We start from the raw sequence: 16,704 nt of genomic DNA on the forward strand, positions 1-16,704 counted from the left end.
GAAGGCATCAAGATCGTCGACATCGACGGCAGCTCGGCCGGCACCTTCACGCTTGCCGGCGACTATGTCTTTGAGGGTGACCAGGCGGTGGTCGGCGGCGCCTACGCCTACCGGCTCTACAAGAACGGCGTCAGCACGCCGGCCGATGGCGACTGGTATCTGCGCTCCACCCTGATCAACCAGACCGGTCCGCTCTATGCGCCCAGCACGCCGCTCTACGAGGCCTATGCAGGCGTGCTGCAGAGCTTCAACGAACTGGGCACGCTGCAGCAGCGCATCGGCAATCGGGCCTGGGGCGAGGGCGCGACGCCGCAGGGCGCGGACGTGCCCGGCCAGGGACCTGTCGACGGCAAGGCCATCTGGGCGCGTATCGATGCCGCCCATGGCAAGTTCGAGCCCAAGACCTCGACCACCGGCACCGACTACGACGTGACGACCTGGAAGCTCAATGCCGGCGTCGACGGCCTGCTGCATGAGAGCGAGGCCGGCATCCTGCTGGGCGGCATCACCGTTCACTACGGCACCGTCTCGTCGGACGTGTCATCGAGCTTCGGCACCGGCTCGATCTCGGCCACCGGCTACGGCGTCGGCGGCACGCTGACCTGGCTCGGCAACAGCGGCTTCTATGTCGATAGCCAGGCCCAGGCGACCTGGTATGACAGCGACATCAACTCGGCCGTGCTGGGCAAGCTTGCCGACGGCAACAAGGGGTTCGGCTATGCGCTTAGCATCGAGAGCGGCCAGAAGATCGCGCTGCGCTCCAACTGGTCGCTGACCCCGCAGGCGCAGCTGTCCTACTCGGCAGTCGACTTCGACAAGTTCACCGATCCGTTCGGCACTGTCGTGTCGCCCGGCAGCGGCGACAGCCTGATCGGCCGCCTTGGGATATCGGCCGACTATGAGGACCAGTGGGCCGACAGCGCCGGGCAGGTGAGCCGGGCGCATGTCTACGGTATTGCCAACCTCTACTATGACTTCCTCGACGGAACCGATATCGATGTCTCGGGCGTGAAGCTTTCCAGCCAGAACCAGAAGGTCTGGGGCGGCGTCGGCCTCGGCGGCTCGCTCGACTTCGGCGACGGCAAATACTCGGTCTATGGCGAGGCGCTGGCCAAGACCAGCCTGGCGAGCTTCGGCGACAGCAATGCCATCAGCGGCAAGCTCGGCTTCAGCGTGCACTGGTAGCGGCGTCAACGAGGCTGGACAATCGGAATGCGGGCAGATGTGCGCACTCTCTCCGTTCGCCTCTTGGGCGTGATGAATTTCTTGAAGATGGAAACGAGATGAAACGAATTGGATATGCCACGCTGATCGCCGCAAGCCTGCTCTCCCTTGCGGCCGCATTCGCGCAAGACACGGCAGCTCTCCCTGGCGGTGCGACTTCGCTCAGGGAAGGGCATGGCGACTGGACCGTCTCCTGCAATCTCGCCAGCGAGAACGGCGCCGCCGTCAAGGTCTGCACGCTGTCGCAGGAGCAGACCGACAGCCAGTCGCGCCAGCGCGTGCTGGCGATGGAACTGCGCCCGACCGGAGAGACAGTTCAGGGAACGCTGGTCCTGCCGTTCGGCCTGGCGCTGGATCAGGGGGTGACGCTGCAGATCGATGACGGTCTGGTGCTACCGCCGCTGCGCTTCCGCACCTGCCTTCCCGGCGGCTGCATCGTCGATCTGAACTTCGACGCCCAAACACTCACAAATTTGCGCGAGGGCAAAAGCCTGAAAGTCAAGGTGGTTGCCGACGGCGGCAAGGAGACCAACCTGGCGCTTTCGCTGAACGGCTTTCCCAGCGCCGTCGACAGGACGGTGGCGCTGTTGAAGTGACCCGGTTGCGCGACCGACGTTCCTTGCAACTGGGCAGAATGTCCGTTCTGAGACGCAATGCAAAGCTTGGCTTTGGCCGGTCGCTCCGGAAGCGGTTAGACTGCTTGTTGGCCTAAAACCGTCATTAGTCGCGCCAACGATGGTAGCCAACGATCTTTAAATCAGCTGCGAAATCGTGCGGGACCATACGGGAAGATTTCTGATTTTGGCCCGCGAAAAATCCAATTGAATCAATATTCTGGATACGTCCTCCGGGCCCACCATTTCGCTTTCAGAATTGCCGGTGTTCGATCAGTAGGTTTTTCGGGCGTGGGATATTCGTCTCACCGTTTGGTGAATTCTCGACATTGGGTTCAAAGTCGACCCTGCCGGTGGCGTATAGACAGCTGGGCTTGCCACGTCCTCCGATTGAGATCACCCGTCCGCTGTTGCTCTCGAGTTCATCCAGATAGTCGGCCCACCATTGCATCATCTTGACGCGCTCTTCCCAGTGCTCAGCCCGGGCGTAGGCTCGACGAACGTCGTTGTTCTCAATGTGGGCCAGTTGGCGCTCTATCGCATCCGGATGCCATTTTCCGCATTCGTTTGGCAGAGTTGATGCTGTTGCTCGAAAACCATGCGCGGCGCTTCCTCCTTGCCGTAGCCCATGCGGCGAAGGGCGGCGTTAAGCGTGTTGTCGGAAATCGGACGCGAAACCGATCGAACGCCAGGAAAGAGCAGCGATCCACCACCAGAGATTTCTTTAAGCGAAGTCAAGACGCTTATGGCCTGCCTTGAAAGGGGTACGCGGTGCGGCCGGCGCATTTTCATGCGTGCTTCAGGAATGATCCACATCGAGCTTTCGAAATCGAACTCTTCCCATTCTGCCGCGCGAAGTTCGCCGGGGCGGGGAAACATCAATGCCATGAGCTTCAGGGCAGCTCGGGTTGTAGGCTGTCCGTCAAACGCATCGACCGCCCTCACCAAGCCGCCGAAGGCCTTAGGATCGATGATCGCGGCACGCGGCGTGACCGTTGGAGTGATTAGTGCGCCCCTTAACGCGATCGTCGGATCAGCCTCGGCGCGTGCGGTCGCAATTGCATATCGAAACACGGTGCCGATGGTGGAGCGCAGTCGCCTCGCCGACTCATATCGACCACGAACTTCCACGCGGCGAAGGGCAGTAAGGACGGTGGCCGGATCGATCTCCCGAATGCACTTGTCACCAATTGTCGGATAGGCAAAGTCGAGCAGCCATTTGACCTTGCTAATCGTCCGGTCGGCACGTCCCTCCTTTTTCAGCTTGTCAACATATTCGTCCGCGATTGAACGGAAGGTGTCTTTTTGCGAAGTGGCCTTATGGAATCTTCGCTCCTGAGCTGGGTCGGCACCAGCCTTAAGGAGACGTTTGGCTTCATCGCGTGCTTCGCGGGCATCGGCGCGAGAGATGACCGGGTAGGTGCCGAGAGACAGCAGCTTCTGCTTTCCGTCAAATCGATAGGCTAGGCGCCATAGCCTGGTTCCCGACGGCTGAATCCATAGCTGCAGCCCGCCGCCATCGGACAGTTTCTGGAGCTTGGACGCGGGCCGGGCGTTGCGGCATTTCACGTCGGAGAGAGCCATTGTGGGACCTCCTGTTTTGGCGCTTCGATACCAACAGGGTCTCAGATACCAACAAAAATACCAACACCTCGCCCCGTTGGACGAAATCTGCCGAACTGCGATGAAATTCGCTCAAGCACACTGTTCGTGCCGAAAAGAGGGGAAATTCAGTGGCTTGCGGAGACTTGAGCGTTAAAGCTTCGGCGAGACGGAATGTCGGGAGAAGAGGGGATGGTGCCAGAGGCGGAATCGATTAAGTGAGTTATCTGTTTAAATTTGTTGATTAAAATTCAGTGTGGATAACCTCGAATACCCGCCTAATTACCCAATCCAAATTCATGCCGGTGATTCGAATCCGTTATCCACAGGAAATTGCCCTGTTTAGACCTGTGACGACCTTCTCTCACTTGCATCAGCCACCGATTTTACGGCCCCGAAGGGCGTTGGTCCGCACACTACTGAAACACAATTTCCCAGCGCCGCTTGGTCGAGCCGCTGTGGGTGATCTCAAGGTTGGCCACCGCGCACGACGACCGGCACCCGGTTCGATGCATTGTCCATAGGTCGTCAGCCGGCAGCAATCCTGGCGAATTTGTTCGGTCTGGCCCCATTTCCCGCGCCGCCGTTCGGGCAAATCGGCCAATCGATCCCGATTGCCACGGCAGAACAGCTTCGGCAAACGGGAAAGGATTTCGCAAACTGCCTGAAAGGGGGGGCGAGGAACTGGCTATGCCTGACATCCTTACTGACCGGTCAGCGCTATCGCTGGAACGGTGATCACCCGACGCAATCTCATTCTGCAAATGTAACCAGCAGGGTGGATTCTGGCCGAACCTTCCGGTCCGAGAAAATGCCCGCGTTCGGAAGTGCTGAGACATGTGCCTAATATCTTCGTCGGCAACCGTGGGGCAGAAATGCTGGGGTGGATCTGTTCGTGTTAGACACGATGGCCTTTGGTCGCCTGTTGATTAGCTTTTCGCCAGAAGCTACGAAGATTGGCTGCTCTGAAGGAGAACAATCTTGGCGGACGACACCCTGAATCTGATCGAGCTAACTGCAGAGATCGTGTCTGCTTACGTCGGCAACAACGCAGTGCCGGTAGCCTCACTACCGGACCTGATCCAGAGCGTGAATTCGTCGCTTTCAAAAATTGGCCAGCCTGCTGAGCCGGAAAAGGTCGTCCAGACTCCGGCGGTCAATCCGAGGCGGTCGATTTTCCCGGACTACGTGATTTGTCTCGAAGACGGGAAGAAGTTCAAATCGCTTAAGCGTCACCTGATGACGCACTACAATCTGACACCCGAACAGTACCGCGAGAAGTGGGGTCTTGCGCGCGAATATCCGATGGTAGCGCCGAACTATGCGGAGCAGCGGTCGGCGTTGGCGAAGGCGAGCGGGCTCGGGCGGAAGATGGCGGCTAAGCCTGCCAAGAAGGCCAGCGTGAAGCGTAAGGCCAGCTAGCCACAGAATTGCAAAGCGCCAGCCGCCGGCGTCGGTACTGTTGAGACTGCAGCCAGATCAACCAGCCCCCACCGGCTTGACGCTGAAAAACTCAGGAGGTGCCTTTGCCGACTGCCCCTTCCGAGTAGGCGGCCAGTGTCCAGGCTTTCCCGAACTGCCCGCTTCGATCGCCTGAAGTGTCTTGTTGGATCCGGTCTGGTGAACCCAAATGCCGTGCAACGCCCTCTATCGCCGCTCGGCCGCGTGCCGGCGGTCTGTCAGGTGATGCATTCTGCGTCGTCGGGCGACAATCTCAGCGCGGCCCGCAGCACCCCCCAATTGATACGCCGCAAGAGACAGGTCCCAAATCTCCTGTAGGTCATCTCGGATCGACATGGTGCCCTCCTTCGCTACACGAGACGCGATAGCTAATGATTGCGACTAGGGCCGTCGAAAGCCTCATTCATCTCCGCGAGATCACGCTTCTCCCACCGGATTTCGACCAGCCGCCGAAACGGATCGTGTGGGCCTGCTCGCCGGTCGCGTGGAATAGCTGCGCGCTCTTCCGCCCTTCTGAAAGCGAGCAACGCGACGCTCACGCGCTGGGCGTTGGCCGAGCGTACCGCGACGGATGATCTTCGTCACCGTTGCCGCGGCCGGCGCGCTGGTCGCCCAAACCGACCCACAGCACGGCGATGGCTTGCCCGAGATCAATCAATACTGCAGAACTTGATCGGGCCGAAGCCGCAGCCGATCACCGGCGTCGCCTCTGTCGTCGACCGCGACACGATCGAGTTCAAGCTTCCGGGGAGCAGGGCCTAGTCAAGCAGACAACGAAGGCTCGACCTGGGCGCTGGATGTCCCATCAACGGCGATCGAATGAAGAGCTAAGAGGCAGTGCGCAACCCCCGAGGGACCAAGTCTGACCCAAGCATCGCTGCGTTACTGTTGCATCGCTACGACTGCCTCTTTGTCATTCCTCGATACGATGATGTGTGCTTTAACCCATGGGGACTGGTACAGGGGCCCTTGATCTCCGACTATAGTGAAGCGCAATCGATGATACGATGACCTCTCCGGCACCAGCGCCACAATCCCTCTGAACACATCGCCGGCTTTTATTAATTTCTTGCCGATCGCCTTGTGTATGTTGTGGTTTTTTCCATCCACTGGCAACTTTATCCGCTCATGCAAATCGTATTCGAGGGCGCCACCTCCGACTCCCGGTGCAATCAGCAAAAGCATCGCTGCGAAATCGGCGACTTGCGTTTCACCACGACGGTTAGCCGATTTCATTCGGCCAGCTATATTCAAAGTGTAAAGGTCGGTGGACTCAAAAGCACCCTTATTCTTCTGATACCACTCTTTGAACCCTGCTGGCAGTTTGACCTTTTTATTGGTATCATAGTCTGTAACTGTGATTCGCCCTGTGCTGTCCTCTTCGACCGCCCTTCCCCACGTAAGTGCAAAAAAGTTCAAATCGTCCACGTGCGGGGCGAGGACCTCTTTGAGGTCGAAATTCTCGTATCGATCGATGCCTTTCGCGACGTAACTAATGCCGTACCTTGCATCGCGAGGCTTACTGTCCACGTAAGCCAGTAACTCCTCATACGTTGTAGCACCTCGGCCAACTACATCAAATTCCAGTTCGACTTGGGAAATCGGTTCCCAGCTGTTATTTATTATAGTCAACGCGCAGCAATCCGTACCTGGCGCCTCCAAATCTACATATGGTGCCAAATCGAGGCTGGAGTCCGTGCTCTCTACGAGGAGTTCCTTCACTACGACTGCCTCAGGCCGCAGTTTTCTCGCGATGACATCCAGTATAGGGTACGAGAGACTCCACCCGGTAGAGGATTCCTCCGGCGCATAATAACCGTTATTTGAGGCCATAACAAATGGTCTGCCACGCGATTCCGCAGTCTGGAAATAATCCAGATCCGGAATTATCTCGGCCTCAGTTCGATCCCCCACCGCGGGGCGCCACGTATAATCAAAAGCAAATTCCTCACTAATATTGCCAAGCACTTGCTGCACGACCGGGTCCCCGGCCAACCCCATCTTGATACTGACCAAAAGAGGAGATTCAGCCGGTGATGTGGTGGAGGTCGTTCCCCAATAGATGGGAACGGCTCCAAGCGAGGTATACAGAGCAGGCCGCTGACAGAACACATCCTTTCTAGGAGGTGAGCCAGGCTTTGCGCCTGCCGTTGTCATGTCACAAACAGAAGTGCTAACACGATCAAATGTGTCTTTGACTGTCGCGCCGGACTCCTTTGCTAAAGTGAGCCAGGCTTTCGTAAAGGGACTCAGCCCAACGCCATCCCCATCTGCAGCGACATGGTCCGCCGCGGTCGAGTATGCGACGACAAACCGGTCTCGCGGTTCAATCGGCGCCAGCCCCTTCTTGATCGCAGCCTGTTGTGTGTCGAGAGGATTGTTGGCTAACGCGCTGACAAACGGATTGTCACGACATGCATCCAAGACAACGACCCCGATTGTGTCCGGGCCCAAATCTGCTTCGATGGCCCAATCGAGGGAAACCAACTGTTGCACACCAAAAGTCAGGTCGACTACATCAACCGGCAAAAGGTAATTTGTTCCGTCAATTTGCACCGCGTGGCCGGAGTAATAGAACAACGCCACGTCGAACAAAGCCGATTCACGCGAAAACTGGGAAACTACCGTCTGGAACTGCGAAGACGGTAGATCGTGATAGGAGACAACCTTGAAGCCGCTCGACTTTAAGAAGGCCGCGACATCGGTCGCATCGTGGATTGGAGACCGTAGGCTGCAATGTTTCCGACCGCAACCAATGGCACCATAGGCGGCGTTTCCAATAACGTACGCCATTCGTGAGTACTGTTGCGCCGGAGCAGCTTTGGAAGAACTCAAACCCGGGATCAGCAGGGAACCTCCGGCGGCCGCAAGCACGCTCAACAGGAATTCTCGCCGGTGAAGCAACATGTGCAACCTATTGTTGGTCGGCTATCCCCAGCGCACGCTTGAAGTCAGCGAAGTTCATAAGGACAGCATTAGTGTCTGTACAATGTGAATTCTTGTCCGAGGGATTGCATGTGTCGGTTAGCTTCCCATTGTCTGTAAACTGCCACATTATCGATTGTAACCCTGCGGGGATCGGCGGATTAGATGTTTTCTGGGACTTCTTCGTATAATCTGCTATCCACAATTTGTTAGCTGCGAGGAACGTTTTGTCGGAAGCGTCATTAAGGTGGCGCTCATTCCACCATACGTTGGATGTATAGACAAGCGCGTCCACGTTTAATTCCTTCTTCAGTTGTGCCAAGAAACTGGACACACGAGAAGTTATTTCGTCCGGGGTAAGGTCGGACCAATTATCATGGGCACACCGGCCGTTTTTATATATTGGCCGACCTTTGGCGTCCCGCTTGCAGTCCCATTCCAGATCGACGACCGGGGGCAAATCTCGCCCGACCTTATAGTCTGACTTTTCTTTGAGAATGTTGACAAACGTGACGGCTTGTTCTCGCGGATCGTCAAGCGCACGGAGGAAGTGGTATGCCCCGCGAACAGGCCCGTTTGCCATAGCACCTAGAGAATGCCAACTTCCCTCAAATGTTCCGTCGTAGTAGGATACCCCTTCGGAAGCCTTGATATATACAAAGGATACCTTTTTACTGCCTAGCTCGTCCCAGTTGATTGATGCGCCATTCGAAAACGTGTAATGAGATATATCAATCCCATAAGTAATACCGTCTTTAGCGCTCTGGGGCAGATAGAACGGCACGCCGACCCCCTTCGAGCCGGGCTCAGTTGTTCTGGCTGCCAACTCCCCGAGGAAGCCGCGAGGCACGTCTTGATACGTTAGCGCCGTGAGCTTATCGTCCGCATGACCGCCATATACCGACAACAGTACTGCCGCAGTCGACACAAGTGTTAATGACACTCGTCGCTTCATCTTGACCTCGCTAAGTGGTCTGGAAGGCGTAGCTCCTATTCCCGGTGGAATATTAGCACTTGTTTATCAGGATGAGAAGTGTGCGGTGAAAGCGCCGGGGACGGGAAGGACTCCGTCCCAAGCGTTTGATCAGTGATGCCGAGCTTTTCAGCGCCAAGCTCAATGGCCAGTCGCTGTAGTTTTGTCGGAAGTATACGCTATTCGGGACAAGCCGCACCTCACCGAAGATCTCGGCGTTCAAGACAAAAGCATTCTCGCCAACGCCTGTGAGGGCATTCTGCGGGATGAGGATCGCATGGCCCAGCTCTGGGAAGCGCTGCGGGGGTACTCGGTCTTACGACGGGTGGGAAGTGCAGCCGCTCCCGTGATTCCGTGGTCCCGGAAAGTGCGCCTGTGCGAGTCACTTTATCCGCAGGTTTCAGCGCAGTCTGCAGAAGGACAGCGCATTCTAAAAGAGGTGCGAGCGATTGAACGCAATCCGGCCCTATTTAGAGCAGTCAAAGAGCTCAATCGGGCCAGACACCGCGGCGCGATCGTTTGCGAAGGCGAATGTCTGGTCACGGTTGACGCCGGGCGGGTTTCGCCGCGATAGCCGCCCGCGTTTAATTAGCCACAATATCAGTATGGCTGAACCGCCGGGTTGCGGATCGCGGCGTCAGCTGAGAACGGACATTGCTGCCGCCGTACGAAGTGCCTTAGTCGCAGTGGGCACGGTGGCAGGCCTTATGACAGTCGCGCATCCTGCACCTAACAGCTCCATGCTTGACCGGCACCAGGTGGACCGGCGGTGCCGCCCATTGTGAGACGTTGCCTTCCACATCTAGCCTGTCGACCGCTTGACGATGAAAGTGCCGGACGCCGGCGATCGAAACTCTTGTATTTTAGGTACTTACCGTCTGTGCTTTGCCGGCAACCGTCACCTTAACATTCTGATTGAAAAAAAAGGATATTAGAATATTATTGAAAGGGGATATTCTCGGGCCTCTGGTTGCTCATGGCTGCCGGAGGAGAGTGATCGGATTGCACTGTTCCGATGAAAAGGCCGGGATTGCACGCCGGCATGAACCTGTTTGGTGTTGGTTAATAACAACGGTGCTGTGTGCCGAAGTAATCGCTGGAAATTGTGAGCCTCTTGCGATTACCTTTCATAGGGGGATGTCATGTGTGGTGAATGTACGCGCAGGTCATTTTTACTCGGAGGTATGGCGTCTGTGATTGCCGTTCCCGCATTGAGTCAGAGCAGGTTTGTCTACTGTTCGTGGGCTATGTCAGATCTTCAGCAATTTCAGAAATATTCAACGTCCGGGAACTCAAACGTAGACCACGCGATGATTGCCGAGATTAGGAAAATTCTGAATGTGTTTCCTATCGATCCCGGCTTTAAGTTTATTAGAGACGACAGCCCAAACGCTTTCGCAGTGGCGGAAAGCGATGTTCCAAATACGCGAGGAACGGTGTATATCGGGATGAACCTGATAAACGACGAGTTTACTCAAGATCAGTTTGGTGGGGTTGCTGTAGCGGGTATCTGTGCGCATGAGTGTGGTCACATCTTCCAATATGACAACGGATATATGCAATCGCTTCATGGCCCCACTGCACAGTGGATCGAGCTTCACGCAGATTATCTGGCGGGATTCTACTTAGGTAGGGATGGGTCTCACTCGAGAGATCACGTTGAGATATTTGCGAATAGCTTGTTTCGGAAGGGTGATTTTGACTTCAATAATGAGCGCCACCACGGCACACCGGACCAAAGGGTAGCAGCAATGCGAGAAGGCTACGGCGCTGGGCAAGCAGGAACGGATGTGAGGACAGCAGCGGAAAGCGGCGCCAGTTTCGTGAGGGCCTTATGATCAAGAGGCTCGTGAAAGTAGTCCTCCTAACATCGCTGCTAGGGATAGCAGATCAAGCCCACGCCCAACTGTTCCAGATGGTGTGCCAAACGCCAGCTTTTTGGTGTGGGTTTCAGGCTCCGTTTGCGGCACCAAATGGCACCTCTTGCTACTGCAATACATACTATGGGCGAGTTAACGGCTATTCGATCAATCCTCAGCTAGTGCAGTCTTTCCCCCAGCCCCAGCCCCAGCCCCAACCCCAGCCTGGTCCAGTGCCCCAGCCAACGCCAAATAATGGCACCGCAACGAAGGATGATTGCTTCAGAGGGTTGGGAAATTGTGGGGGCGCCTTCTCCAATTAACTTAAGCAACCGCTCGGCCGCTTCTATTCGTGACAATAGAGACTTTTCCTTGGTGAAGTCTGCGTAACAGTAGTGAGGCTAATCAGCACAAAAGGATGCTGTTGCTAGCACTCACGATGACCTTGAAGCTATTAAGTGGTGTATGCTGCTGCATCGTCATGTTCACCGCTGCTGACGTGGGAACTATTTCTAGGGTCGGTGACTATCAGCACTCCAAACAGGGCACGCGGAATTGGCAAATGTGCCACTCAAAGCCCTCAAAGACGGCTCACATCAGCATTGCCGACAGCCATTTCAAAAGCAACAGGAAGGACTTACGCGATGTCACTTTGGCGCGCTGCGCAGGTGCCCCGCAAATTGCTCATGTGCCTTAGGTACCATAGGTATGGGCACTTCGTGGTCGTTTGAGCAGCGAGCATGGCGCCGTTTAATTATCCACACCATCAGAATAAGCGACCCGCCCCTCCCATCGACCGGACTCTATGGTAGCAGACCCAGCTGTCGTAACCTTCACGTTTGCGGAACATCTCACCCCCGGCTGAGTACTATCCGGCTGGAGCAACTCTATGGTTTTGATGCTGGCGACCTTTGGTTTGACGCCGGCCGGTAAGCCCAGCTGATCTCGGGTCTGGTGACAAGTTCGTCACGCGCGTCCTCGCAGCTGGTTTGTGCTGCCCACGCAGGTTGCAGGATCCAAAGGGCGGGGAGAGCTGGCTGCCACCTGGGTATCAGGCTCAAAATAAATTATAGCAGAACGTCTGGCCCGGTCTGTTGATGCCTAGGACGCACTCCACATTCTATTGCCGCCTGTCGCCTGAAGCTGGCGAGCTTCCATTATGCGCCTCCCGTTAATGTCGCCGCACGAGCAGCAAGCTTGCCACCTGCCCTGTAGCGGAGGCGCCGGTCCCGCCGTCACCCGCTTCGCCGTCACAATAGTGACGCTTAGGCCGCTGGCTTAACCGATTTCAGCGACGCAATTTGTTTCGAAGCCCCGCCAACGAATCGCAACACAGTTGGCGCAGCTTAACCAGCGGGATTTCTCCAAATATCCCGACCAGGTTTACTGATCGTCGTCCTTGTGCGGCTTGAGTCCGCGTCGTTCCGCATATTCGAGAATTGCAACTTCGATCACGGCTGTGATCGAGCGCCGGTCAACTACCGCGAGTTTCTGCGCCAGCGTTAATATCGCTGGATCAATGCGGGTAGTGAAGGACTTCTTTGGCATTTCCACTCAGTGCTTGAACTTCGCGCTCGGCTGTGCATACATGTGCACGTGCTATGCAATTGCATTGCACGTGCATCGGCAGAAGAGGGCGCGCCAACGCCCTGATCTGCCTGACCACGTTCAAGCTGGTTGGAGCTCGGATCATGGCTGATTCCGACAATACCACGACTTTGCCCTACGTCACGCATCAGCGCGACGGTGGGAGAATCGCAACTGATCCTGTAGCGACTTCGCTATTGAAGACAGATAGGACTGTCTCCGTTCGTGAAGATCCTGCTATTGCCTTGTTGCGGGAATGGCGACGAGCGCAACACGTATCGTCGTTGCTTTGCCGGTTACAGCAGCGCTTGGAGAGACGTGTCATAAATGAAGCTGACTGCCCGAGGCCGGTGTTGGTTGAAGCCAGGGGAGCCAACGGGATTAAACTAGAACTCCGACACCAGCCGGAATCTGATCGGCTTTCTCGCGGAAAGGGTGCGAGCAATGCTAACGCGCAGGTATGGCGCGCATGCAGGGAAGTGGCGGACCAGAAGTTTGCCTATGCTGTTGCCTGCGAGGCGGAAGTCTTGGCGATGACTGCAGCCTTGAAGCTCAAGGACGAGCTTTCGAATACGCAGGCCCGAACTCTGGCGGGCATTGTCGCAAAGCTGGAAATCATAGCCAAGGCAGATCACGAGATAGATGATCCGACCGATTTTCCTTGGCTGCAAATCGTTTCGATCCTTCAGGATTTGAAGGGGATTGCCGGAAGTGTGCATGTCGAACATCCCGGCCGATCCACCATTCGCGCGGACGTCGCCGGTTACTTGACCATGGCGGAAAACCTGATGCGTCTGGAGAGGGGCGACGGTGACGCTCATTGATCCCCAGCGTCCGGATTCGGTTTAGAGCTCTGTCCGCGTTTGATTCTCGCACTGAACCGCGTCGATCGCAGCCGAGGCAAACACCGCCTCCTTAGTTTCCAACTAGCGGGGGCGTGCTCTGTCCTCGGCAATCCGCTCGATTGGACTAAGTCGGTCGCGGCTGGCCTTTCTGCATCCCGCTTTCATATGGCGCCCCGTCTAGCCGCTCGGCTTTGTCCTTCGGCTGCCACCGAACAGGATCGGCAACCCAGCAATCAATCTCGGATTCTTGCCAGCCTGCTCCATTGACGCTGATCTTGATCTGGGCAGGGAAGGTGCCTTCGGCGATCTTGCGGTAGAGAGTGGAGCGGGTTAGCCCGGTGCGGAAGAGGACGGTTTTGAGGCGGATGATCCGGTCTGGTTCTCGCATGGTTTTCCTGCCTCCTGCTGGTTGTTGCTGACCGCTGTCGGGACCAGTCGGGCAGGGTATTGGTAGGCACGCAAGAAGCATCATCCCGTCGAGCGGCCATAGCGTGGTGTCGGCGGCAGATCGGAGGGTTTAGATTCCTATGCCACGCCCGCTGCCAATGCCGTGGTTGAACGCGAGTTCCACACCCAGGCGGCGGCCGGATTCGACTTGGATGCCAAGCGCCTGCTTATGATTTGCAAGCAGCGATTCCAGCTGCGGATCGCGTTCGAGGCTCTTGGCCATGTCGGACATGGCCGAGCGCGTCGACTTGTAGCCGGACATATCGCCGGCTTGGTATTGGGCCTGGCTTGTCCGCTGGAGCTTTTGCCAACGTTCCACGAAACCGTCTGCGCGGCGGCCCGGATCGATGTCCAGTGCGGTTCGGATTTCGGTTTCAAGCTGGAGAGCTAGTACGATACGATTGACCTGGCCGGCGCCCGCCTCACGAACCAGCTCGGGATTCTTGACATAGGCCGCTTCGGCATCGCGCCAGCCATGCTGTCGAACCTTCTCGAACGCGCTACGCGCATCTCTCAATTCGCGCATCTGCTCATAACTGCCCTGCCCGTCTGCATCTCCGCTGCTGATAACCGCGTCGAGCGCACGCGCGTGGCGCACAAGCGCCTTGGTGCGAGCACTGCGCAACACCGCTTCCGAGTCCATCGGTGCATCCGTTTCGCGCTGCATGCCCCTTGAGGAAGCTTCCCTCCCGGGCGCGGCGCCGACATCGCCGTTTTGCCTTCCACCGTTTCCTCTTTCCGGGCTGCGCCCACGGTCCTGGCCGGCCTCGGCGTCTACGGGCAGGCGCAACCCGTCAAGCAACCCGCCGATCCTATCGCGCAACTTCTCCGGCACGACCCGGCGCACGATCTCCGCCACACGCTGTCGGAAGCGGATCCCGCGCCGCTCGGCATAGGTCTGCGCCGGGTCGATCTGCTCGTAGTCCGACGCCATGTCCTTGGCGCGGTCGCGTGACAGCGTGCGGACAAGTCGAGGCTGATTTCCGAACTCATCGCTGCCATAGTGCAGATCCATCCCGTCTCGATGACGCGATAACCCAACATAGCTCCCGTGTGCGTCCATGCCCGGCGTCGCCAGCACATGAGTTCGATCAACCGTCATGCCCTGCGCCTTGTGGATGGTCGCGGCATAACCGTGGTCAACGTGGGCGTAGTCTTTCAGGTCGAACCGCACAGACCTGCCGTCGTCGGTGCGCACGGTCATACTCTGTGTGCTGACCTCTTCGATCACGCCAAGTGTGCCGTTCTTGACGCCGAGTCCGCGCTCGTTGCGCAGGAACATGACCCGGTCGCCGCTGGCGAAGTTTCTTACACCGCGTTCCACATCCACGTGGACATCGTCGCCGAGATCGCCGGCAGCGCGCATGCGCTCGCGCGCTGCCTGGTTGAGTGCGCGCACCTCGTCGTTTGTGTGGGTGAGGATGATCCGGCTTGCCTCTGGAAGCGCCTGCCTGTCGCGATCCCAGCGATCAACCAGTTCAGCTCGCGCCTCCTCGCGCGTTGCAGCCTGATGCACCATGCCTTGCGCCTCGTAGGCGCTGATCGCGGCACCGATCCTGCCGGTTGCAAGATCACGCGTCGCGTCTCGCTGCCAGTCCTCGCGCTGCCGGCGCACCTGGCCGATTTCGACGCCGCCGTGGCGTTCATGGATCGACCGGAATGCAGCGCCGGCCTCGATCGCCTGCAACTGCTGAGGGTCCCCAACCAGCACGACCTTCGCACCAACGTCCGAGGCATGTGAGAGCACGCGCTCCAACTGGCGCGTGCCGACCATGCCGGCCTCGTCGATCACCAGGACATCACGGGCGGTGAGCAAATCGCGGCCCTGTCCCCAACCATGTTCCATGCTGGCGATGGTGCGAGACAAAATGCCTGATCCGCTTTCCAGATTCTCGGCCGCGATGCCGGAGAGTGCCGCGCCGCGAACCTCATAGCCCGCTGCTGCCCAAGCCTGGCGCGCAACCCCCAGCGTGGCGCTCTTGCCCGTTCCGGCAAAACCGATAACGACACCGAGATCGCGACCGTCCGTGATGTGATCCAGTGCATCGGCCTGCTCGCCTGAAAGGACAAGCCCGCCTTGCGCTGCCTGTGCGAGAGCCCGCTCGCGATGTGCATCACGCACCGCATGGTGCTCCTCCCCAGCCATGCGTTCCGCCGCGCGATGCAGGCGCTGTTCGGTCTCGATCATCTGTCGGGTAGTGAAGCGATCGTCGCCGCGTCCATCCTTGCCGAGTTGGACCAGATCGGGCGCATTGCTGATGGCTCCCTTCACGGCGTTGAACTGCTCCATTCCGTCGCTGTGTCGATGCGCGAACTTCGCAATATCCTTTCGGGTAAAGGTCGATTGCTGATGCGTGATCGCATCCAGCGCTACGGATGGATCCGCAATGATCCGCGCGCCATTGTTGCGCGCGATCTCGCGGTGCAGTTCGGCGCGATCTGCTTCAATGCCGGCAGCGTCAAGGCCGCTTCCCTCGATGCGTTGAGCCGGTGCACCAATCTGGGTTTGCGGCTCCAGGTCAATGCCCTGCGCTTCCAGGCTGCGATGATCGATGCGGGCGTCGATGTCGAGTTCGGCAAGGCGTTCATTGGCGAGCTCGGCCCATCGCTCGCGCCAGCGCTCGACCAGCTCCGTGCTGTTCCAATCTCGAACCTTTGACCCAAAACCGCTCTCGTCTACCGACCGCATGGTCAGCATGACATGGGCATGCGGCTTTGGACTGCCATCCTCTGCCCTGTCCCAATGCACATTGAGATCGGCGACCATGCCCCGGCTGACAAACTCGGCCTGCACGAAGTCACGCGCCAGTTCGATGCCTTGCGCCTGGCTCAGTTCGCGCGGAAGGGCAAACTCCACCTCGCGGGCAAGCTGCGCATCCTTACGGATCTCGAACGCCTCGACATCGTTCCACAGCCGTTCGCGGTCGCTCCAGGCACTCGGAGCATTCTGCGGCAACATCACCTCGGAATGGACAACGCCGCGCTTGGCCGAGAAGTCATGCGTGCGTCCAATCCGCTCGTCGCGCAGCCGCGAAGCCGAGCGGTAGGCGGCTGAGGCCACTGCACTGCTCCCGGCCTTGCGGCCAATGACCTTGAAGTGAAGATGATAGATCGCCATGGCGACCAGATCATTTGCACGTTAAAGCGTACGTCGGCACGACGTATAA

Annotated in this window: 10 protein-coding genes and 1 pseudogene; 5 read left to right on the plus strand and 6 right to left on the minus strand. The window is 57.8% G+C overall.

Going from position 1 to position 16,704, the window contains the following annotated elements:
• On the plus strand, window positions 1-1,185 hold a 1,185-nt coding region (locus tag LB529_RS25235; protein WP_224712612.1), incomplete at its 5' end, for an autotransporter outer membrane beta-barrel domain-containing protein.
• Between the two features lie 98 nt (window positions 1,186-1,283).
• Window positions 1,284-1,820, plus strand: coding sequence for an invasion associated locus B family protein (locus LB529_RS25240; protein ID WP_224545080.1), 537 nt, complete (start codon window positions 1,284-1,286; stop codon window positions 1,818-1,820).
• Window positions 1,821-2,220: 400 nt separating this feature from the next.
• On the opposite strand, the pseudogene LB529_RS25245 reads toward LB529_RS25240, so the two are convergent.
• Window positions 2,221-3,422 (minus strand): annotated as a pseudogene (locus LB529_RS25245) (tyrosine-type recombinase/integrase); the annotation flags it as partial.
• A 999-nt stretch (window positions 3,423-4,421) separates the two neighbouring features.
• On the opposite strand from LB529_RS25245, the gene LB529_RS25250 reads away from it, so the two are divergent.
• Entirely contained in the window at window positions 4,422-4,862 is a 441-nt protein-coding gene (locus LB529_RS25250; protein ID WP_224712613.1) for a MucR family transcriptional regulator, read from the plus strand.
• A 921-nt stretch (window positions 4,863-5,783) separates the two neighbouring features.
• Here LB529_RS25250 and LB529_RS25255 read toward each other — a convergent pair.
• A complete protein-coding gene (locus LB529_RS25255; protein ID WP_224712668.1) occupies window positions 5,784-7,775 on the minus strand; it encodes a caspase domain-containing protein in 1,992 nt (663 codons plus the stop codon).
• A gap of 40 nt (window positions 7,776-7,815) precedes the next feature.
• On the minus strand, window positions 7,816-8,781 hold the full coding sequence (locus LB529_RS25260; RefSeq protein WP_224712614.1) for a glycoside hydrolase family 25 protein: 966 nt from the start codon (window positions 8,779-8,781) through the stop codon (window positions 7,816-7,818).
• A gap of 1,328 nt (window positions 8,782-10,109) precedes the next feature.
• Between LB529_RS25260 and LB529_RS25265 the strand changes: the two genes are divergently transcribed.
• Window positions 10,110-10,637 carry a hypothetical protein gene (locus tag LB529_RS25265; protein ID WP_224712615.1) on the plus strand — a complete coding sequence of 176 codons (528 nt, stop codon included), beginning with the start codon at window positions 10,110-10,112 and terminating at the stop codon, window positions 10,635-10,637.
• A 1,404-nt stretch (window positions 10,638-12,041) separates the two neighbouring features.
• Here the strand turns inward: LB529_RS25265 and LB529_RS25270 are convergent.
• Complete coding sequence (locus LB529_RS25270) at window positions 12,042-12,206, minus strand: hypothetical protein (protein ID WP_224712616.1); 165 nt, start codon at window positions 12,204-12,206, stop codon at window positions 12,042-12,044.
• A gap of 143 nt (window positions 12,207-12,349) precedes the next feature.
• On the opposite strand from LB529_RS25270, the gene LB529_RS25275 reads away from it, so the two are divergent.
• The gene (locus tag LB529_RS25275; RefSeq protein ID WP_224712617.1) at window positions 12,350-13,069 is read left to right on the plus strand and encodes a hypothetical protein; all 720 of its coding nucleotides are present in this window, start codon (window positions 12,350-12,352) and stop codon (window positions 13,067-13,069) included.
• Window positions 13,070-13,214: 145 nt separating this feature from the next.
• On the opposite strand, the gene LB529_RS25280 is transcribed toward LB529_RS25275, so the two are convergent.
• Entirely contained in the window at window positions 13,215-13,478 is a 264-nt protein-coding gene (locus LB529_RS25280) for a helix-turn-helix transcriptional regulator (RefSeq protein ID WP_224712618.1), read from the minus strand.
• 129 nt (window positions 13,479-13,607) lie between these two features.
• On the minus strand, window positions 13,608-16,655 hold the full coding sequence (gene traA, locus LB529_RS25285; RefSeq protein WP_224712619.1) for a Ti-type conjugative transfer relaxase TraA: 3,048 nt from the start codon (window positions 16,653-16,655) through the stop codon (window positions 13,608-13,610).
• Between the last annotated feature and the right edge of the window lie 49 nt (window positions 16,656-16,704).

The sequence above is a fragment of the Mesorhizobium sp. CA5 genome (genome assembly GCF_020165105.1).
In the GTDB taxonomy this organism is placed as follows: Bacteria; Pseudomonadota; Alphaproteobacteria; order Rhizobiales; family Rhizobiaceae; genus Mesorhizobium.

What these genes read in the sequence shown, in the direction of transcription:
- LB529_RS25240 (WP_224545080.1), top strand. Translation starts at nt 1,284, where the DNA reads ATGAAACGAATTGGATATGCCACGCTGATCGCCGCAAGCCTGCTCTCC.
- LB529_RS25260 (WP_224712614.1), bottom strand. Translation starts at nt 8,781, where the DNA reads ATGAAGCGACGAGTGTCATTAACACTTGTGTCGACTGCGGCAGTACTG.
- LB529_RS25265 (WP_224712615.1), top strand. Translation starts at nt 10,110, where the DNA reads ATGATTGCCGAGATTAGGAAAATTCTGAATGTGTTTCCTATCGATCCC.
- LB529_RS25270 (WP_224712616.1), bottom strand. Translation starts at nt 12,206, where the DNA reads ATGCCAAAGAAGTCCTTCACTACCCGCATTGATCCAGCGATATTAACG.
- LB529_RS25275 (WP_224712617.1), top strand. Translation starts at nt 12,350, where the DNA reads ATGGCTGATTCCGACAATACCACGACTTTGCCCTACGTCACGCATCAG.
- LB529_RS25280 (WP_224712618.1), bottom strand. Translation starts at nt 13,478, where the DNA reads ATGCGAGAACCAGACCGGATCATCCGCCTCAAAACCGTCCTCTTCCGC.
- traA (WP_224712619.1), bottom strand. Translation starts at nt 16,655, where the DNA reads ATGGCGATCTATCATCTTCACTTCAAGGTCATTGGCCGCAAGGCCGGG.